General features: G+C 60.8%; 13 protein-coding genes and 6 tRNA genes. 17 read left to right on the forward strand and 2 right to left on the reverse strand.

Annotated elements, in window-relative coordinates; genetic code table 11:
- Positions 1-150: 150 nt before the first annotated feature.
- From surE to ACYVKM_RS07715, 4 genes are read left to right on the forward strand one after another with little or no spacing between them, the layout of a single operon-like run.
- Positions 151-948 carry a 5'/3'-nucleotidase SurE gene (surE, locus tag ACYVKM_RS07700; RefSeq protein ID WP_460877028.1) on the forward strand — a complete coding sequence of 266 codons (798 nt, stop codon included), beginning with the start codon at positions 151-153 and terminating at the stop codon, positions 946-948.
- 3 nt (positions 949-951) lie between these two features.
- Entirely contained in the window at positions 952-1,632 is a 681-nt protein-coding gene (locus ACYVKM_RS07705) for a protein-L-isoaspartate(D-aspartate) O-methyltransferase (protein WP_460877029.1), read from the forward strand.
- Positions 1,632-2,240, forward strand: coding sequence for a YqaA family protein (locus ACYVKM_RS07710; protein ID WP_460877030.1), 609 nt, complete (start codon positions 1,632-1,634; stop codon positions 2,238-2,240). The genes ACYVKM_RS07705 and ACYVKM_RS07710 overlap by 1 nt, the downstream gene beginning before the upstream one ends.
- A 51-nt stretch (positions 2,241-2,291) precedes the next feature.
- Positions 2,292-3,278, forward strand: coding sequence for a peptidoglycan DD-metalloendopeptidase family protein (locus ACYVKM_RS07715; protein ID WP_460877799.1), 987 nt, complete (start codon positions 2,292-2,294; stop codon positions 3,276-3,278).
- A 21-nt stretch (positions 3,279-3,299) separates the two neighbouring features.
- Here the strand turns inward: ACYVKM_RS07715 and ACYVKM_RS07720 are convergent, their stop codons facing one another.
- Positions 3,300-3,677 carry an Mth938-like domain-containing protein gene (locus ACYVKM_RS07720; RefSeq protein ID WP_460877031.1) on the reverse strand — a complete coding sequence of 126 codons (378 nt, stop codon included), beginning with the start codon at positions 3,675-3,677 and terminating at the stop codon, positions 3,300-3,302.
- 9 nt (positions 3,678-3,686) lie between these two features.
- Positions 3,687-3,983 (reverse strand): ribosome assembly RNA-binding protein YhbY, encoded by a 297-nt coding sequence (gene yhbY, locus ACYVKM_RS07725; protein ID WP_460877032.1) that lies wholly within the window; start codon positions 3,981-3,983, stop codon positions 3,687-3,689.
- Positions 3,984-4,064: 81 nt separating this feature from the next.
- On the opposite strand from yhbY, the gene rlmE reads away from it, so the two are divergent.
- The 13 genes from rlmE to lon all read left to right on the forward strand — a co-directional run bounded on the left by rlmE (position 4,065) and on the right by lon (position 15,536).
- The gene (gene rlmE, locus ACYVKM_RS07730) at positions 4,065-4,715 is read left to right on the forward strand and encodes a 23S rRNA (uridine(2552)-2'-O)-methyltransferase RlmE (RefSeq protein WP_460877033.1); all 651 of its coding nucleotides are present in this window, start codon (positions 4,065-4,067) and stop codon (positions 4,713-4,715) included.
- Complete coding sequence (gene ftsH / locus ACYVKM_RS07735; RefSeq protein ID WP_460877034.1) at positions 4,712-6,667, forward strand: ATP-dependent zinc metalloprotease FtsH; 1,956 nt, start codon at positions 4,712-4,714, stop codon at positions 6,665-6,667. The genes rlmE and ftsH overlap by 4 nt, the downstream gene beginning before the upstream one ends.
- A gap of 284 nt (positions 6,668-6,951) precedes the next feature.
- Positions 6,952-7,028: transfer RNA gene (locus ACYVKM_RS07740), tRNA-Arg, on the forward strand.
- Positions 7,029-7,204: 176 nt separating this feature from the next.
- A tRNA-Pro gene (locus tag ACYVKM_RS07745) sits at positions 7,205-7,281 on the forward strand.
- A gap of 24 nt (positions 7,282-7,305) precedes the next feature.
- Positions 7,306-7,382 (forward strand) — tRNA-Arg (locus ACYVKM_RS07750).
- A gap of 13 nt (positions 7,383-7,395) precedes the next feature.
- A tRNA-His gene (locus tag ACYVKM_RS07755) sits at positions 7,396-7,472 on the forward strand.
- Positions 7,473-7,523: 51 nt separating this feature from the next.
- A tRNA-Lys gene (locus tag ACYVKM_RS07760) sits at positions 7,524-7,599 on the forward strand.
- Between the two features lie 246 nt (positions 7,600-7,845).
- A tRNA-Leu gene (locus ACYVKM_RS07765) sits at positions 7,846-7,931 on the forward strand.
- Between the two features lie 378 nt (positions 7,932-8,309).
- The gene (locus ACYVKM_RS07770; protein WP_460877035.1) at positions 8,310-9,182 is read left to right on the forward strand and encodes a DUF2806 domain-containing protein; all 873 of its coding nucleotides are present in this window, start codon (positions 8,310-8,312) and stop codon (positions 9,180-9,182) included.
- Between the two features lie 301 nt (positions 9,183-9,483).
- The gene (tig, locus tag ACYVKM_RS07775) at positions 9,484-10,776 is read left to right on the forward strand and encodes a trigger factor (RefSeq protein WP_460877036.1); all 1,293 of its coding nucleotides are present in this window, start codon (positions 9,484-9,486) and stop codon (positions 10,774-10,776) included.
- Between the two features lie 83 nt (positions 10,777-10,859).
- On the forward strand, positions 10,860-11,489 hold the full coding sequence (clpP, locus tag ACYVKM_RS07780) for an ATP-dependent Clp endopeptidase proteolytic subunit ClpP (protein WP_460877037.1): 630 nt from the start codon (positions 10,860-10,862) through the stop codon (positions 11,487-11,489).
- 108 nt (positions 11,490-11,597) lie between these two features.
- Positions 11,598-12,890, forward strand: coding sequence for an ATP-dependent Clp protease ATP-binding subunit ClpX (gene clpX, locus ACYVKM_RS07785; protein WP_077440358.1), 1,293 nt, complete (start codon positions 11,598-11,600; stop codon positions 12,888-12,890).
- A gap of 174 nt (positions 12,891-13,064) precedes the next feature.
- Positions 13,065-15,536: an endopeptidase La gene (lon, locus tag ACYVKM_RS07790; protein ID WP_460877038.1), complete on the forward strand. Its 2,472-nt coding sequence runs from the start codon at positions 13,065-13,067 to the stop codon at positions 15,534-15,536.
- The last annotated feature ends 4 nt before the right edge of the window (positions 15,537-15,540 follow it).

Below are 15,540 nucleotides of genomic sequence, written 5' to 3' on the forward strand. Positions count from 1 at the left end.
GCGCATCCATTACGGTTAATGCGCATCATCCGAACAATGTGAAACCGGCGGCATGCTCCGGTAAACTCGGGAGATACGGTACGCACCCTGCTGTCGTGAACCACGGGGTCATGGGCAAGCGTGTCCGCAGTCCGTTTTCGATGGAGCATCATGCGAGTTCTGGTCAGTAACGATGATGGCGTGGATGCCCCGGGCATCCGCGTGCTTGCCGAGCGCCTCGGTGTGGTCGGGCAGGTGACGGTGGTGGCACCCGATCGCGACCGTTCCGGCGCGAGCAATTCGCTTACCCTCGACGCGCCGCTGCGCGTGCTGCCGATGGGTAACCGCTATTACCGCGTGGCCGGCACGCCGACCGATTGCGTCCATCTGGCGCTGGCGGGGCTGCTGGACGAGGAGCCTGACATCGTGGTGTCCGGTATCAACAACTCGGCGAATCTCGGCGACGATGTGATCTATTCGGGCACGGTGTCGGCGGCGATGGAAGGGCGTTTTCTCGGCCTGCCGGCGATCGCCGTATCCCTGGTCAGCCAGGATCACAAGGGCGTGCACTACGATTCGGCTGCCAGTGCCGTGCTGCTGCTGATGCAGCGCCTGCTGGTCGATCCACTGCCGGCCGACACGATTCTCAATGTCAATGTGCCGGATCGGCCGTGGGCGGAGATCAAGGGCTTCGAAGTGACCCGGCTGGGGCGGCGCCATCGAGCCGCGCCGTGCATTGCACAGACCGATCCGCGTGGCCGGCCGATCTGGTGGATCGGCCCGGCTGGCGAAGTGGACGATGCCGGCCCTGGCACCGATTTCGATGCCGTGCAGCGCGGGTTTGTTTCGGTGACGCCGATCCATGTCGACCTGACGCGGTTCCAGGCGCTGGAGAAAGTCAGCAGCTGGATGCAGGTACTGAGCGACGACATGGCGAGCGGCCAGACCCCCCACGATGAGGCCGCCTGAACCATGAATCTCTATCCATTACCCGCGGCGGAGCTCAAGGGCGAGGGCATGACCTCGCAGCGTGCACGCGATCGCCTCGCGACGAGCCTGAAAGAGGAAGGCATTCGCGATCTGCGTGTGGTCGACGTGATCCGCAACCTGCCACGTCATCATTTCATCGACCAAGCGCTGCATTCGCGCGCTTATGAAAACACCGCATTGCCGATCGGCCATGGCCAGACTATCTCGCAGCCATGGGTAGTGGCGCGCATGACCGAAGCATTGCTCGAGTTCGGGACACCTCAGAAGGTACTGGAAATCGGTACCGGCTCCGGTTACCAGGCAGCGGTGCTGGCTGCGCTGGTGCCACAGGTATTCACGGTGGAACGGATCGAGGAACTGCTGCGCCAGGCGCGTCGCCGCTTCCGCCAGCTCGGCCTGACCAGCGTGCGTTCGCGCTATGACGACGGCAAGCTTGGCTGGCCGGACGAAGCACCGTTCGACGCGATCATCCTCACCGCTGCCGGCGACACCATTCCCACCCGGATACTCGACCAGCTCAGTCCGACAGGGGTGCTGGTGGCACCGGTCGGTTCGCCGAGCCGACAGACGCTGATCCGCATGCGCGGTGACGGGCAGGGCGACTTCATCCAGGAAGAACTCGGGGCGGTCAGTTTCGTGCCGCTGCTTGGCGGGATCGGTTGATGCGCCTGTTCGGGAAACTTTATGCGCGTGCACTGGTGTGGGCACGCGAGCCGAAGGCGCTGTACTACCTGTCCGGACTGAGTTTCGTCGAAGCCTTCATCTTCCCGGTTCCACCGGAAGTGATGCTGGCACCGATGATGCTCGGCAAGCGGCACAAGGCCTTCCATTACGCCAACATCAGCCTGCTGTTCTCGCTGCTCGGCGCCCTGGTCGGTTATGCGCTGGGTCACTGGGCCTTTCAGGCCTTGCGGCCAGCGCTCGATTCGCTGCATCTGCTGGCGCCGATCGAGCAGGGCGTGACGACCCTGAGCGCGCAGATGCACGAGCATCACTGGGGCATGTTCGGCGTGCTGATCCTGGCGGCACTGCAGCCGGTGGTGCCGATGAAATTCGTGACCTGGGCCTGCGGCATCATCGGTGTGCCGGTGCTGCCGTTCCTGGCATGCATCGGACTGGGTCGCGGCAAACGCGTGTGGTTGCTGGCGCTGCTGATCCGCCTCTTTGGCGAACGTGCGGAGCGGATCCTGCACAAGTACATCGAGTGGATCGGCTGGGCCGCGCTGGTGCTGCTGGGCCTGCTGCTGGTGTGGTGGCTCTGGTCGCACTGAGTACCTGGTTCGCTGGAGCAAGCCTGCATGAAAATGATGCGCCGCCTCGTTATGCTGGTACGCATGAATCGATACCTCCCATGGCTGATGGCGACGATGGTCTGCCTGCTCTCCACCGGCTGCACCACGTTGCGCAGCTCGGTGGTGGTCGAGCCGGCACCGGGCAGCAATCCTGGTCGTGGCAGCATGGCGGGAATACCTGCTCGCACGCCGATTCCCGGCGGCAGCTATGAGGTGACCAAGGGCGATACGCTGTATTCGATCGCCTTTCGCAAGGGCGTGGATTTTCGCGATCTGGCGCAATGGAATGGCATTGCCGCGCCATACACGATCTGGCCCGGACAGCGGTTGACACTCTCGCCACCGGGCAAGACCACGGTTGCGCATGTGGCCGGCGCGCCCGCACATGTCACCGCACCGCCAGCACCGGCACAAGGATTCGAGACGGTGACTGCCGTTCCGCCTGTGCCGGCTACGGCCACACATGCCGCAACGACATCGTCAGCACCGTCCGTGCCGTTGTCGGTATCGCCGCGACCGGTGCAACCTGCCGTGACAGCCACCACGACGATAGTGCCGGTGGCTGGCGTGCCAACCCCACCGGTGCCGGCTGTGGCGGCGCCACCGGTTCCAATACCGGTCGCCAGTGGCCCGGCACGTGCCGTCAGCGGGGTGAACTGGCGCTGGCCAGCCGAGGGCAGCCTGATCAGCCGTTTCCGGAGTGGTGATGCGATTCCCGGCATCGAGATTGCCGGCAAGCAAGGCGATCCGGTGCGTGCCGCTGCCGATGGCGTGGTGGTTTACAGCGGCAATGGCCTGGTCGGCTATGGCGAACTGGTGATCATCAAGCACAACGACAGCTTCCTGTCGGCCTACGGCCACAACAGCAAGCGACTGGTGAAGGAAGGCCAGCGGGTCAGTGCCGGCCAACAGATTGCCGAGATGGGCTCGACCGGCGCATCGCGCAACGAACTGGAGTTCCAGATCCGCAAGGACGGCAACCCTGTCGATCCGCTGGGTTATCTGCCTTCGCGTTGAGGTGGTGGCAACGCGGGGTAATCAGCCGCCCGGCAGGATGAATCCGGCGACCACGCGGCGACCTTCGCCCGCCAACAGGTTATAGGTGCGTGCGGCAGCAGCGTTGTCCATGACCTCGATGCCGACACCCTTGCGCAGGAAACCGGCCATGAAGACCGCCGGTGGAAATACCTGGCGTTCACCGGTTCCCAGTATTACCAGCTCCGGCTGCAAGGCCAGCACGGTGTCGACGTGGCCGGCATCCAGCGTGCCTGCGGTGTCGACCGGCCAGTGCTCGACCGCGCGGTCCGGTGCCAGCAGGAAGCTGGCATGGAGTTCACGGTCGATCAGGGTGACGCTGCCGGCGCCGACGCGCCGTACGAACAGGTAGCCTTCGGGACGGTCGAACGACAGGTCCATCGGGCGCCTCTAACGCGGCAGGGCGATTTTCGGCTCGTCGTCGTTGCGGCGGAACAGCACGACAACATGGCCGATCTGGTGGATTTTTTCGGCCCTGGAGCCATCGACGAGTACGTCGATCTGCGCCTGCCGTTCATCCTTGTCGCCGCCGGAAAGCTTCACCTTGACCAGTTCGTGGATATCCAGCGCCAGATTCAATTCCTTGACCACAGCCTCGGAAGCCCCCTTGTTGCCAAGCAGGATGACCGGGCTCAGATCGTGGGCGAGGCTGCGCAGGTAACGGATCTGCGAGGAGGAAAGGGGCATGCGATGGTGCTCGATTCGCGGTAAATGAACGGCAAAGGGTATCATGCGGCATCCCGTTCCCCAATCTGTGACCCCTACGACATGGCCCGCAGCAAAAGCAGCGCAGTCTGGCTGCGCGAACATTTCAAGGATGAATATGTGAAGAAAGCCCAGGCCGAGGGCTTGCGTTCGCGTGCGGTCTACAAGCTGGAAGAGCTGATCGAGCGTGATCACCTGCTCAAGCCGGGCATCAACGTGGTCGATCTCGGTGCGGCGCCAGGCAGCTGGTCGCAGTTGGTGCGCAATCGCCTGGGCGATACCGGCAAGGTGTTCGCGCTGGACATCCTGCCGATGCAGAGCATTGCCGGGGTGGATTTCCTGCAGGGCGACTTTCGCGAGGAAACCGTGCTGCGCGAGCTGGAATCCCGCCTGGAAGGGCTGAAAGTGGATCTTGTACTGTCGGATATGGCCCCCAATATGAGTGGAGTGGCGCTGGCCGACCAGATTCGAGCCATGGCTCTGGCCGATCTGGCGCTGGATTTCAGTCGGCAGTGGCTCAAGCCGGGTGGTTCGTTCCTGATCAAGTTGTTCCAGGGTGTTGGCTTCGACGAATACTTGCGCAGCTTGCGTGCGGACTTCACCCGCGTAACCATGCGTAAACCAAAGGCCTCCCGCGCACGTTCGCGTGAGGTGTATGCGCTGGCGGTGGGTCGCAAACCTGCCGTCGCGTCACCGGGCGAGAACCGTGCATGAATGAAACAGCGAAAAATGTGTTGCTCTGGGTAATCATCGCGGTGGTGCTGTTCGCGGTGTTCCAGAACTTCAACCCACGCAGCGCGTCCTCCTCGGATCTGGCGTACAGCAGCTTCGTGCAGAGTGTGGACAACGGCAGCGTGGCCACCGCCACGATCAGCGCCGACCAGCCGGCCACGATCAGCGGCAAGCTGAAGGACGGCAGCGCGTTCCGCACGGTGGCGCCGATGCTCGGCTTCTCCACCAATGCGGTGGTCAAGCAGATGCAGGACAAGGGCGTCGAAGTCCGCCAGGATCCGTCCGAGGGCTTCTCGCTGATCGGCCTGCTGGTGAGCTGGCTGCCGGTGTTGCTGATCGTCGGCGTGTTCATATGGTTCATGCGCCAGATGCAGTCCGGCGGCGGTGGCCGCGGTGCGATGAGTTTCGGCCGTTCGCGCGCCAAGCTGCAGGGCGAGGATCAGATCAAGGTCAATTTCAGCGATGTCGCCGGTTGCGACGAGGCGAAGGAGGAGGTCGGCGAGCTGGTCGAATTCCTGCGTGACCCGGGCCGCTTCCAGAAGCTGGGTGGCAAGATCCCGCGCGGCGTGCTGATGGTCGGCCCGCCCGGTACCGGCAAGACTTTGCTGGCCAAGGCGATCGCGGGCGAGGCCAAGGTGCCGTTCTTCGCGATCTCCGGTTCCGACTTCGTCGAGATGTTCGTCGGCGTAGGCGCCAGCCGCGTGCGCGACATGTTCGAGCAGGCCAAGAAGCACGCGCCGTGCATCATCTTCATCGACGAGATCGACGCGGTCGGCCGCCATCGCGGTGCCGGCCTCGGCGGTGGTCATGACGAGCGCGAACAGACGCTCAACCAGCTGCTGGTCGAGATGGACGGTTTCGAGGGTACCGAAGGCATCATCGTGATCGCCGCGACCAACCGTCCCGACGTGCTGGACCCAGCGTTGCTGCGTCCGGGTCGTTTCGACCGTCAGGTCGTGGTAGGCCTGCCCGACGTGCGTGGCCGCGAGCAGATCCTCAAGGTACACATGCGCAAGGTGCCGGTCGCCAGCGACGTCAATGCCATGACGATTGCGCGCGGTACACCCGGGTTCTCCGGTGCGGATCTGGCGAATCTGGTCAACGAGGCGGCATTGTTCGCTGCACGCGAGAACGCGCGTGAAGTGCGCATGAGCCATCTGGACAAGGCGCGCGACAAGATCCTGATGGGCACGGAGCGCCGCTCGATGGCGATGAGTGAGGACGAGAAGAAGCTCACCGCCTATCACGAGGCTGGCCACGCCATCGTCGGCCGACTGGTGCCTGAGCATGATCCGGTCTACAAGGTCACGATCATCCCGCGCGGGCGTGCACTGGGCGTCACCATGTATTTGCCCGAAGGCGACAAGTACAGCATCAACCGCGTGGCGATCCAGTCGCAGCTGTGCTCGTTGTACGGCGGCCGCGTGGCGGAAGAGCTGATCTTCGGTGCCGACAAGGTCACCACTGGCGCTTCCAACGACATCGAGCGCGCCACCAAGATGGCGCGCAACATGGCGACCAAGTGGGGTCTGTCCGACGAGCTTGGCCCGATCACCTATGGCGAGGACGAGGATGAAGTATTCCTCGGTCGCTCGGTGACGCAGCACAAGAGCATCTCCAACGAGACCGCCAGCAAGATCGATGAAGTGGTGCGTGGCATCCTCGATCGCGCGTATGCGCGCAGCAAGGAGCTGCTGACCGCGAATCTCGACAAGCTGCACACGATGGCCGAACTGCTGCTGCAGTACGAGACCATCGACGCGCATCAGATCGATGACATCATGGCCGGGCGCGAGCCCGGGCCGCCGGCCGACTGGACGAAGAATGCATCGACTGGCGCAACCCCTCCACCGCCACCGCCCAAGGGTGATGCGGGTTCGGCGGTGGGCAAGGTCGAGCCGGCCACGCAGAATCGTTTCAGGCTGGATGGCTGATCCGGATTTGGACGGCCATAAGCGTCAGGTCGTATCGCGGTGAAAAGAGGGCGGCCACTGGCCGCTCTCTTCATTCATGTCTCGCTGCGTCGTTTCCTGGCTTTGTCGTGCATGACTGGCAAAGCCATGCAGCGGGCCATGTTTGCATTGCCTGGTGAAGCGCGATGAAAAGATTTTTCACGAAAAGTGTTGACGCGTAGGGCCGGAGCCTGAATAATTCCGCTCCTTGCTTCACCGCTTCGATGTTTCAGCATCAAGGCAGTGCAGGCAAACAATTTTTCAGTGCGCCCGTAGCTCAGTTGGATAGAGTACCTGGCTACGAACTAGGTGGTCGGGAGTTCGAATCTCTCCGGGCGCACCATTTTTATAAGGCGAGGCGGGGTGCTTGCACCCCGTTTTGTTTTCACGGAGAAGGTGGTTTCTCTTCGCGGAAACGGTGATCAGGCAGGAAGGTGTGCTTCGATACGGATTGACTGAGCGAAGCGTCACCCGTAACATTTCAAGGCTCCGGTGGCGACACGATCGGGGATTCGAAAACGGGGTATAGCTCAGTCTGGTAGAGCGTTGCGTTTGGGACGCAAAAGTCGGGGGTTCGAATCCCTCTGCCCCGACCAGCGAAACGTTCTACTGCAGTGACTGCGCCTGTAGCTCAACCGGATAGAGCATCGGCCTTCTAAGCCGACGGTTGCAGGTTCGAGTCCTGTCGGGCGCGCCAGTATCGATCGATGGTGGATGTAGCTCAGCTGGTTAGAGTCCCGGATTGTGATTCCGGTTGTCGTGGGTTCGAATCCCATCATCCACCCCAGTTTCAAGCCTGCCAGCTTCAAGTCAGGTTGTCAGGTGCAAGTCAGTTCCAGGGCCGTTAGCTCAGTTGGTAGAGCAGTTGACTCTTAATCAATTGGTCGAAGGTTCGAATCCTTCACGGCCCACCAATCAAGCAAAACGCCGATCGCTTGCGATCGGCGTTTTGCTTTGGGGCACACATCTGACCGGTGTGTCCGTGTCTGCGGTCGGGGAGGCTGCGCTGCTGGCCAGCTTGTGTTGCAGGGCTTTGCAACCGTAAAATGGTCCGCTTTCGTGTAAGGTAATCAGCGACTTGGAAGCGATGGCCGGATTTGTGGGGCTGGGATAAATCAGTTTCAGAATCATGTGGTTGCACAAGTCTTGCGGGGCGACAAGCGAGAGTGGCGGAATTGGTAGACGCACCAGATTTAGGTTCTGGCATCCACGTGATGTGCGGGTTCGAGTCCCGCCTCTCGCACCATCTCTTCGCAATGAAATCAATGATTTATATGTATATAAATCGTTAACACTCTTAATTCTTTTTGTCATATCAGGCCTTGGATCATCAAACGGATTTGAGCGGGCCTCGTAAATTCAAGTAGTTAGCGACTATGGCGTCAGAGCCTAAATCTGACGCGGCAACTACTAGTTTCAAGTGGCTAGCGCGTTCCCGGCCAGAAAAAGAATCTGACGTGGTGAACATGATGAGCTAGCTGGTCTTCCCCCTTTTCCGAGACCACCACACGACTAGCCGAGCTAGGGCCAAAGCTCGTCGATACCTTTCGTGTAAACATACGACTGCTGTTGCAACTTCGAGCGGAGATCGGAGCCTTTGGTAATGTGGCCCGGGAGGGGGCGTATGAGCGATAGCGAGATCAAGAACTCGATCATCAGTATCGATGCAAAGGGCGTTTCCAAAGTCGGCAAGGCACTTATAGAGAAAGTCGCGGATGGAATCGGCGGCCTCTATAGGCCGACACAAATTGTCCGTGTTGCTAAAGCCCAAGCGAAGGCAGATCTCATCACGGCGAACGCTGCGATCGAGGTTGACGAATTCCAACGGCGTGCGATGCAGAGATTTGTAGTGGAAGAGGTGAAGCGACAGTCAAATATTGAAGCAATTACGACGGCCGCGATCCCTCTTCTTGATGAAAGTGCCGAGCCGGAAAAATTGGACGATGACTGGATTTCGAACTTCTTTGAGAAGTCCCGCATCGTGTCGGACACCGAGATGCAAAGTCTTTGGTCAAAAGTCCTTGCTGGTGAGGCGAACGACCCTGGCAAGTACGCGAGGCGAACGGTGAATTTGATTTCGGATCTCGATAAATCTGACGCAGAGCTTTTTTCAGAACTATGCGGTTTCAGCTGGATGGTTAACGAACCCAAGCCACTTGTCTTCGGCACCAGCGATGAGATTTACAGGTCAAAAGGTCTTGATTTCGACACACTTAGTCATCTGGACTCTCTTGGTCTTATCAAATTCGACCCCCTATCTGGTTTTGCAGTGAGGTGCACGATCTCAAAGGTCACGATCACCTACTTTGGTAGACCACTAGGTCTGGGACTCGAATTGGCGGAGGGCCAATTCGAGATAGAAACTGGCAACGTCATGTTTACGAAGGCTGGCCAGCAGTTGGCCGAAATCAGTGGGAGCAAGCCCGTTGAGGGCTTCTATGACCACGTAGTCAAACATTACAAGGATGCCGGCTTGATATTTTCGACCTCCAACTAGGCAACGTAGGGTGAGGTTGAGTACGTTATTTCCGATCCTTACGGCACCCCGGCGGCACCCCGGCGGCACCCCGGCGGCACCCAGTGGCACCTGAAACGGCACCTGTTGCGGCACTTATGCCTCTAAACGTATGATTCGTAGGCTATGAGGTGCGGGTTTAGGTTCTGGCGGTTAACCCCGTGGGGGTTCGAGTCCCCCCTTTCGCACCATGCCCCGTCGGGTTCCCTTAGTTTTTGCGGGCGGCATAGCCGCCATGGCGCCTGTGGCAGGCCCACAACATTCGGTAGTACCAGGAGACGTCATGCAGGTTTCGGTTGAAAACATCGGCACGCTCGAGCGCAAGCTTACGGTGAAGTTTCCCGCGGAGCGGTTCGAGACGCAGGTGAGCGCACGTATTGCGGAAATGGGTCGTACGGTTCGCCTGAAGGGTTTCCGTCCGGGCAAGGTACCGACGACGGTGATCAAGCAGCGTTTCGGCGACCAGGTGCGTGGCGAAGTGCTGTCCGACCTGATTGGCAGCACATTGCGTGAAGCGGTAGAACAGGAAAAGCTGCAGCCGATCGCGAATCCGGCGATCAATACCACCGGTCAGCCGGAAAACGGCGAGATCGCGTATACCGCAACCTTCGAGATCATGCCGGAATTCCCGGTGGTCGATGTCGCTGCACTCGAGATCACCCGCCCGATGGCGGTAGTGACCGATGCCGATATCGACAAGATGCTGGAGACCCTGCGCCAGCAGCGTCGCAGCTTCGACGAAGTCGAGCGTGCCTCGGTCGAAGGCGATTTCGTGATGTTCGAATACGCCGCCGAAGCTGGTGACTACCGTTTTCCGACCGAGGGTCTGGAGCGCGCAGGCAGCGTGCTTGGCTCAGGCACCCTGTTCAAGGCGCTGGACGAAGCACTGACTGGTCGCAAGGCCGATGACAGCTTCGATGCCGAGATTGCGTTCCCGGAAGATTTCCGCAACGACCAGCTCGCCGGCAAGACTGCCAAGGTCAACTTCAAGATCATCAAGGTGCAGGAACCCAAGCTGCCCGAGATCGATGGTGAATTCGCCAAGCTGTTTGGTATCGAGGATGGCGATCTGGAAACCTTCCGCAAGGAAGTTCGCGCGAATCTGGAGCGCGAGCTGAAGGCTGCGCTGATGGGGCGCCTGAAGTCCGAAGTGGCTGAAAAGTTGGCCGATACGCACGCTGAACTGGATGTGCCGAAGCTGATGGTGCAGTCCGAGGCGCGCAATATGGCTGTCGGCAGCGTGCCGCAGGGCCAGCAGCCGCCACCGCAGTTGATCGAGGCTGCCATGCCGATGGCGCGCAAGCGGGTGATCGCCGGTCTGCTGATGGGCGAGATTGCCCGCAAGCAGGAGATCAAGATCGATCGCAAGCGCGTTGCCGAACAGCTCGCCGCGATCGCCTCGACCTACGAGGAACCGGAAAAGGTCATTGAACTCTACAACGGCGACCCCAAGTTGATGTCCGGGCTGCAGAATCGCGTGATCGAGGATCAGGTGGCCGAGTGGGTGGCGGAACATGCCAGGACCACCCAGCTGGACCTGAGCTTCGATGACGTGATGCGCCCAGCCGGTGCCTGATCGATTCAGGCGCCAAGGCCATCGGACCTGATCTGATTCAGGTCCGATGCCATACTGTCAGGCACATCAACCGGAGAGCCGCAATGGCCATGGATCAGATCCAGAACCTCAATTTGATACCGATGGTCGTCGAGCAGACGGCCCGTGGCGAGCGCTCCTACGACATCTACTCGCGGTTGCTGAAGGAGCGGGTGATCTTCCTGGTGGGTGAGGTCAACGACCAGGTGGCCAACCTGCTGGTTGCCCAGATGCTGTTCCTTGAGTCGGAGAATCCGGACAAGGACATCCAGTTCTACATCAACAGCCCGGGTGGTGCAGTCACTGCCGGTCTGGCGATCTACGACACCATGCAGTTCATCAAGCCGCAGGTCAGCACCATGTGCATCGGCCAGGCGTGCAGCATGGGCTCGTTCCTGCTGATGGCCGGGGCCAAGGGCAAGCGCTTCGCGCTGCCCAACTCACGCATCATGATCCACCAGCCTTCCGGTGGTGCGCAGGGGCAGGCGACCGACATCGAGATCCAGGCGCGCGAGATCCTGTATATCCGCGAACGGCTGAACAAGCTGTACGTCGAGCATACCGGCCAGCCGCTGGAAAAGATCGAGCTGGACATGGAACGTGACCGTTTCATGAGCCCGACGGACGCCAAGGCCTATGGCTTGATCGACGAAGTACTCGACAAACGCGCCGGCGAAACGGTGAAATCGGCCTGATTCCAAGGCGTTATCCCAGGTTGAGAAACGGGCTCCGCGTCTGCAGGCAGACGCGGAGCCCTGTGTTATTCTCGTGACGCATTCAGATTTACCAGCGGGATCGAAAGTATGAGCGACGACCGGCAGGGGCGTTCCAGCGACAGCGGCAAGATTCTCTATTGCTCCTTCTGTGGCAAGAGCCAGCATGAAGTGCGCAAGCTGATCGCGGGTCCATCCGTGTTCATCTGCGACGAATGTGTAGAGCTGTGCAACGACATCATCCGCGAGGAACTGGAGGAGAAGGCTGCCTCCGGCCGTACCCAGCTGCCCAAGCCGCGCGAGATCCGCGAATCGCTGGATCAGTACGTGGTGGGCCAGACCCGCGCCAAGAAGGCGCTGGCGGTGGCGGTGTACAACCATTACAAGCGGATCGAGTCGCGCCAGAAGAGTGACGACATCGAGCTGGGCAAGTCCAATATCCTGCTGATCGGTCCGACCGGCTCGGGCAAGACATTGCTGGCCGAGACGTTGGCGCGCCTGCTCAATGTGCCGTTCACCATCGCCGATGCCACCACCCTGACCGAAGCCGGTTACGTGGGTGAGGATGTCGAGAACATCATCCAGAAGCTGCTGCAGAAGTGCGACTACGACGTCGAGAAGGCGCAGTCGGGCATCGTCTACATCGACGAGATCGACAAGATCTCGCGCAAGAGCGAGAACCCGTCGATCACCCGCGACGTGTCGGGCGAAGGCGTGCAGCAGGCGTTGCTGAAGCTGATCGAAGGCACCTTGGCTTCGGTGCCGCCGCAGGGTGGCCGCAAGCATCCACAGCAGGAATTCCTGCAGGTCGACACCAAGAACATCCTGTTCATTTGCGGTGGTGCGTTCGCTGGGCTGGAGAAGGTCATCCAGCAGCGTTCCGAGACCACCGGCATTGGCTTCTCGGCCGAGATCCGCAGCAAGGAGCGCACCGAGAACCTGGGCAAGGTGCTGGCCGACGTCGAGCCGGCCGACCTGGTGCGTTTCGGCCTGATCCCGGAATTCGTGGGGCGTCTGCCGGTGGTGGCCACGCTGGATGAACTGGACGAACCGGCGTTGGTGAAGATCCTCACCGAACCGAAGAATGCGGTGACCAAGCAGTTCAAGAAGCTGTTCGAGATGGAAGAGGTGGAGCTGGAGTTCCGCCCCGAGGCCTTGCAGGCGATTGCCAAGAAGGCGCTCAAGCGCAAGACCGGCGCCCGTGGACTGCGCACCATCCTTGAACAGGTATTGCTCGACACCATGTACGAGCTGCCTTCGCTGGAACACGTCAGCAAGGTGGTGGTGGACGATGCGGTGATTGATGGCCAGGCCGAGCCTTACCTGATCTATCGTGGCAACCTGCAGCAGCGTGTGGCAGGCGAGGGTAGCGGCGCTGCCTGAACGCCTCTGCAGGCTCGGCATGACGACGGCTCCGGCGATTTCGCCGGGGCCGTTCTGTTTTCAGCCCGAAGCCTACCTTGAGTGGGCGCCCAACCGCCTCCACTTGACCTGATGATGTGCCCGGCGCAGTGTCGGGCTGAATCCTGATTCGATTTCCAGAGGAACCCGTTTTCCATGGCCAAGAACGCCTCCCTTCCTGTTGCGCTGGACGCTCTACCGGTATTGCCGCTGCGCGACGTGGTGGTCTATCCGCACATGGTCATCCCCTTGTTTGTCGGCCGCGACAAGTCCATGCGCGCGCTCGAGCGTGCGATGGAAGGCGAGCGGCAGATCCTGCTGGTGGCGCAGAAGAGCCCGGATATCGACGATCCGGAGATTGCCGACCTGCACCAGGTCGGCACGCTGGCCGGCGTGCTGCAATTGCTGAAACTGCCCGACGGTACCGTCAAGGTGCTGGTCGAGGGTCAGTCGCGTGTGTCGGTCGAGGATTTCAAGGAAGAGGACGGCATGCTCACGGCGCGTTCGCGCGTGATCGAACCGGTTTACAACGCCAAGGAGCGCGAGCTTGACGTGGTGTCGCGCACGCTGATTTCACTGTTCGAGCAACTGGTCAAGCAGAGCCGCAAGCTGCCACCCGAAGTACTGGCAAGCTTGTCGGGCATCGACGATCCGTCGCGCGTTGCCGATTCCATTGCCGCACACCTTTCCGTGCGCATGGCCGACAAGCAGAAAGTGTTGGAAACGGCTGACGTGGGCCAGCGACTGGAGCTGCTGATCGGATTGGTCGATGGCGAGATGGATTTGCAGCAGGTCGAGAAGCGTATCCGCGGCCGGGTCAAGTCGCAGATGGAGAAGAGCCAGCGCGAGTACTACCTCAACGAGCAGATGAAGGCGATCCAGAAGGAGCTCGGCGACAACGAAGAAGGTCCGAACGAGATCGAGGAGCTGCAAAAGAAGATCGAGACATCCGGCATGCCCAAGGCCGTGCTGTCCAAGGCCCGGCAGGAATTCAGCAAGCTCAAGCAGATGTCACCGATGTCGGCCGAGGCGACGGTGGTGCGCAACTACCTCGACTGGCTGGTCGGTGTGCCGTGGAAGAAGCGCAGCAAGGTGCGCAAGGATCTGCAGCTGGCACAGGAAGTGCTCGATGCCGATCACTTCGGGCTGGAGAAGGTCAAGGATCGCATCCTTGAATATCTTGCCGTGCAACAGCGCGTGTCGGTCATGAAGGGGCCGATCCTTTGCCTGGTCGGGCCGCCGGGCGTGGGCAAGACCTCGCTGGGGCAGTCGATCGCCAAGGCGACCAACCGGAAATTCGTGCGCATGAGCCTGGGTGGCGTGCGTGACGAGGCCGAAATCCGCGGTCACCGGCGCACCTATATCGGTTCGATGCCAGGTCGCATCGTGCAGAACATCAACAAGGTCGGAGCGAAGAACCCGCTGTTCGTGCTGGATGAGATCGACAAGATGTCGATGGACTTCCGCGGCGATCCGTCGTCGGCACTGCTGGAAGTGCTCGATCCGGAGCAGAACCACGCGTTCAATGACCATTACCTCGAGGTCGATCTCGATCTTTCCGAGGTGATGTGGATCGCCACCGCGAACTCGCTGAACATTCCCGGCCCGCTGCTCGACCGCATGGAGGTCATCCGCATACCCGGCTACACCGAGGACGAGAAGCTCGGTATTGCCCAGAAATATCTGCTGTCCAAACAGCTCAAGGCCAATGGCCTGAAGCCTGAAGAGCTCAGCGTGGACGAGGAAGCGCTGCGCGACATCGTGCGCTACTACACGCGTGAATCGGGTGTGCGCAACCTGGAGCGCGAGATCTCGAAGATCTGCCGCAAGGTGGTCAAGGAGCTGACGCTTGGCGAAGTAAAGAAGGCCAAGGGTAAGGCACCCGCCAAGACAGGCAAGGCCGGGGCAAAGCAGGGCGTTCGCCGGGTCAAGGTGGATTCGGCCAACCTGGATCATTACCTTGGCGTGCGTCGTTTCGATTTCGGGCGCAAGGAGCTGCAGAACGAGGTGGGTCTCGTGACCGGATTGGCCTGGACCCAGGTCGGCGGCGAACTGCTCAGCATCGAGGCCTCGGTGGTAGCCGGCAAGGGCAGGCTGGTGCATACCGGTCAGCTTGGTGACGTGATGAAGGAATCGATCCAGGCTGCCCTGTCCGTGGTGCGCGCACGGGTCGATCGTCTTGGCATCGACTCGGAGTTCCATCAGAAACTGGATATTCATGTGCATGTTCCGGAAGGTGCCACGCCGAAGGACGGTCCGAGTGCCGGCATCGGCATGTGCACTGCACTGGTGTCTGCGCTGACGCGGGTGCCGGTGCGATCCGAGGTGGCGATGACAGGCGAGATCACCTTGCGCGGTCGTGTGCTGCCGATTGGCGGCCTGAAGGAAAAGCTGCTGGCGGCACATCGTGGCGGAATCACCACGGTGATCATTCCCGAGGACAACAAGAAAGATCTGGCTGACATGCCGGCCAACATCACGTCCTCGCTGGAGATTCATCCGGTGCGCTGGATCGACGAAGTACTGGATATCGCGCTGGAGCGCCCTTTGCAGCCAAACCCGGTGAAGGAGGATGCACCGGCTGCGGTAGCCGCCGAGACCGCGGAAGTGCACTCGCGCACGCATTGATCCG

The organism is Rhodanobacter koreensis (genome assembly GCF_054782855.1).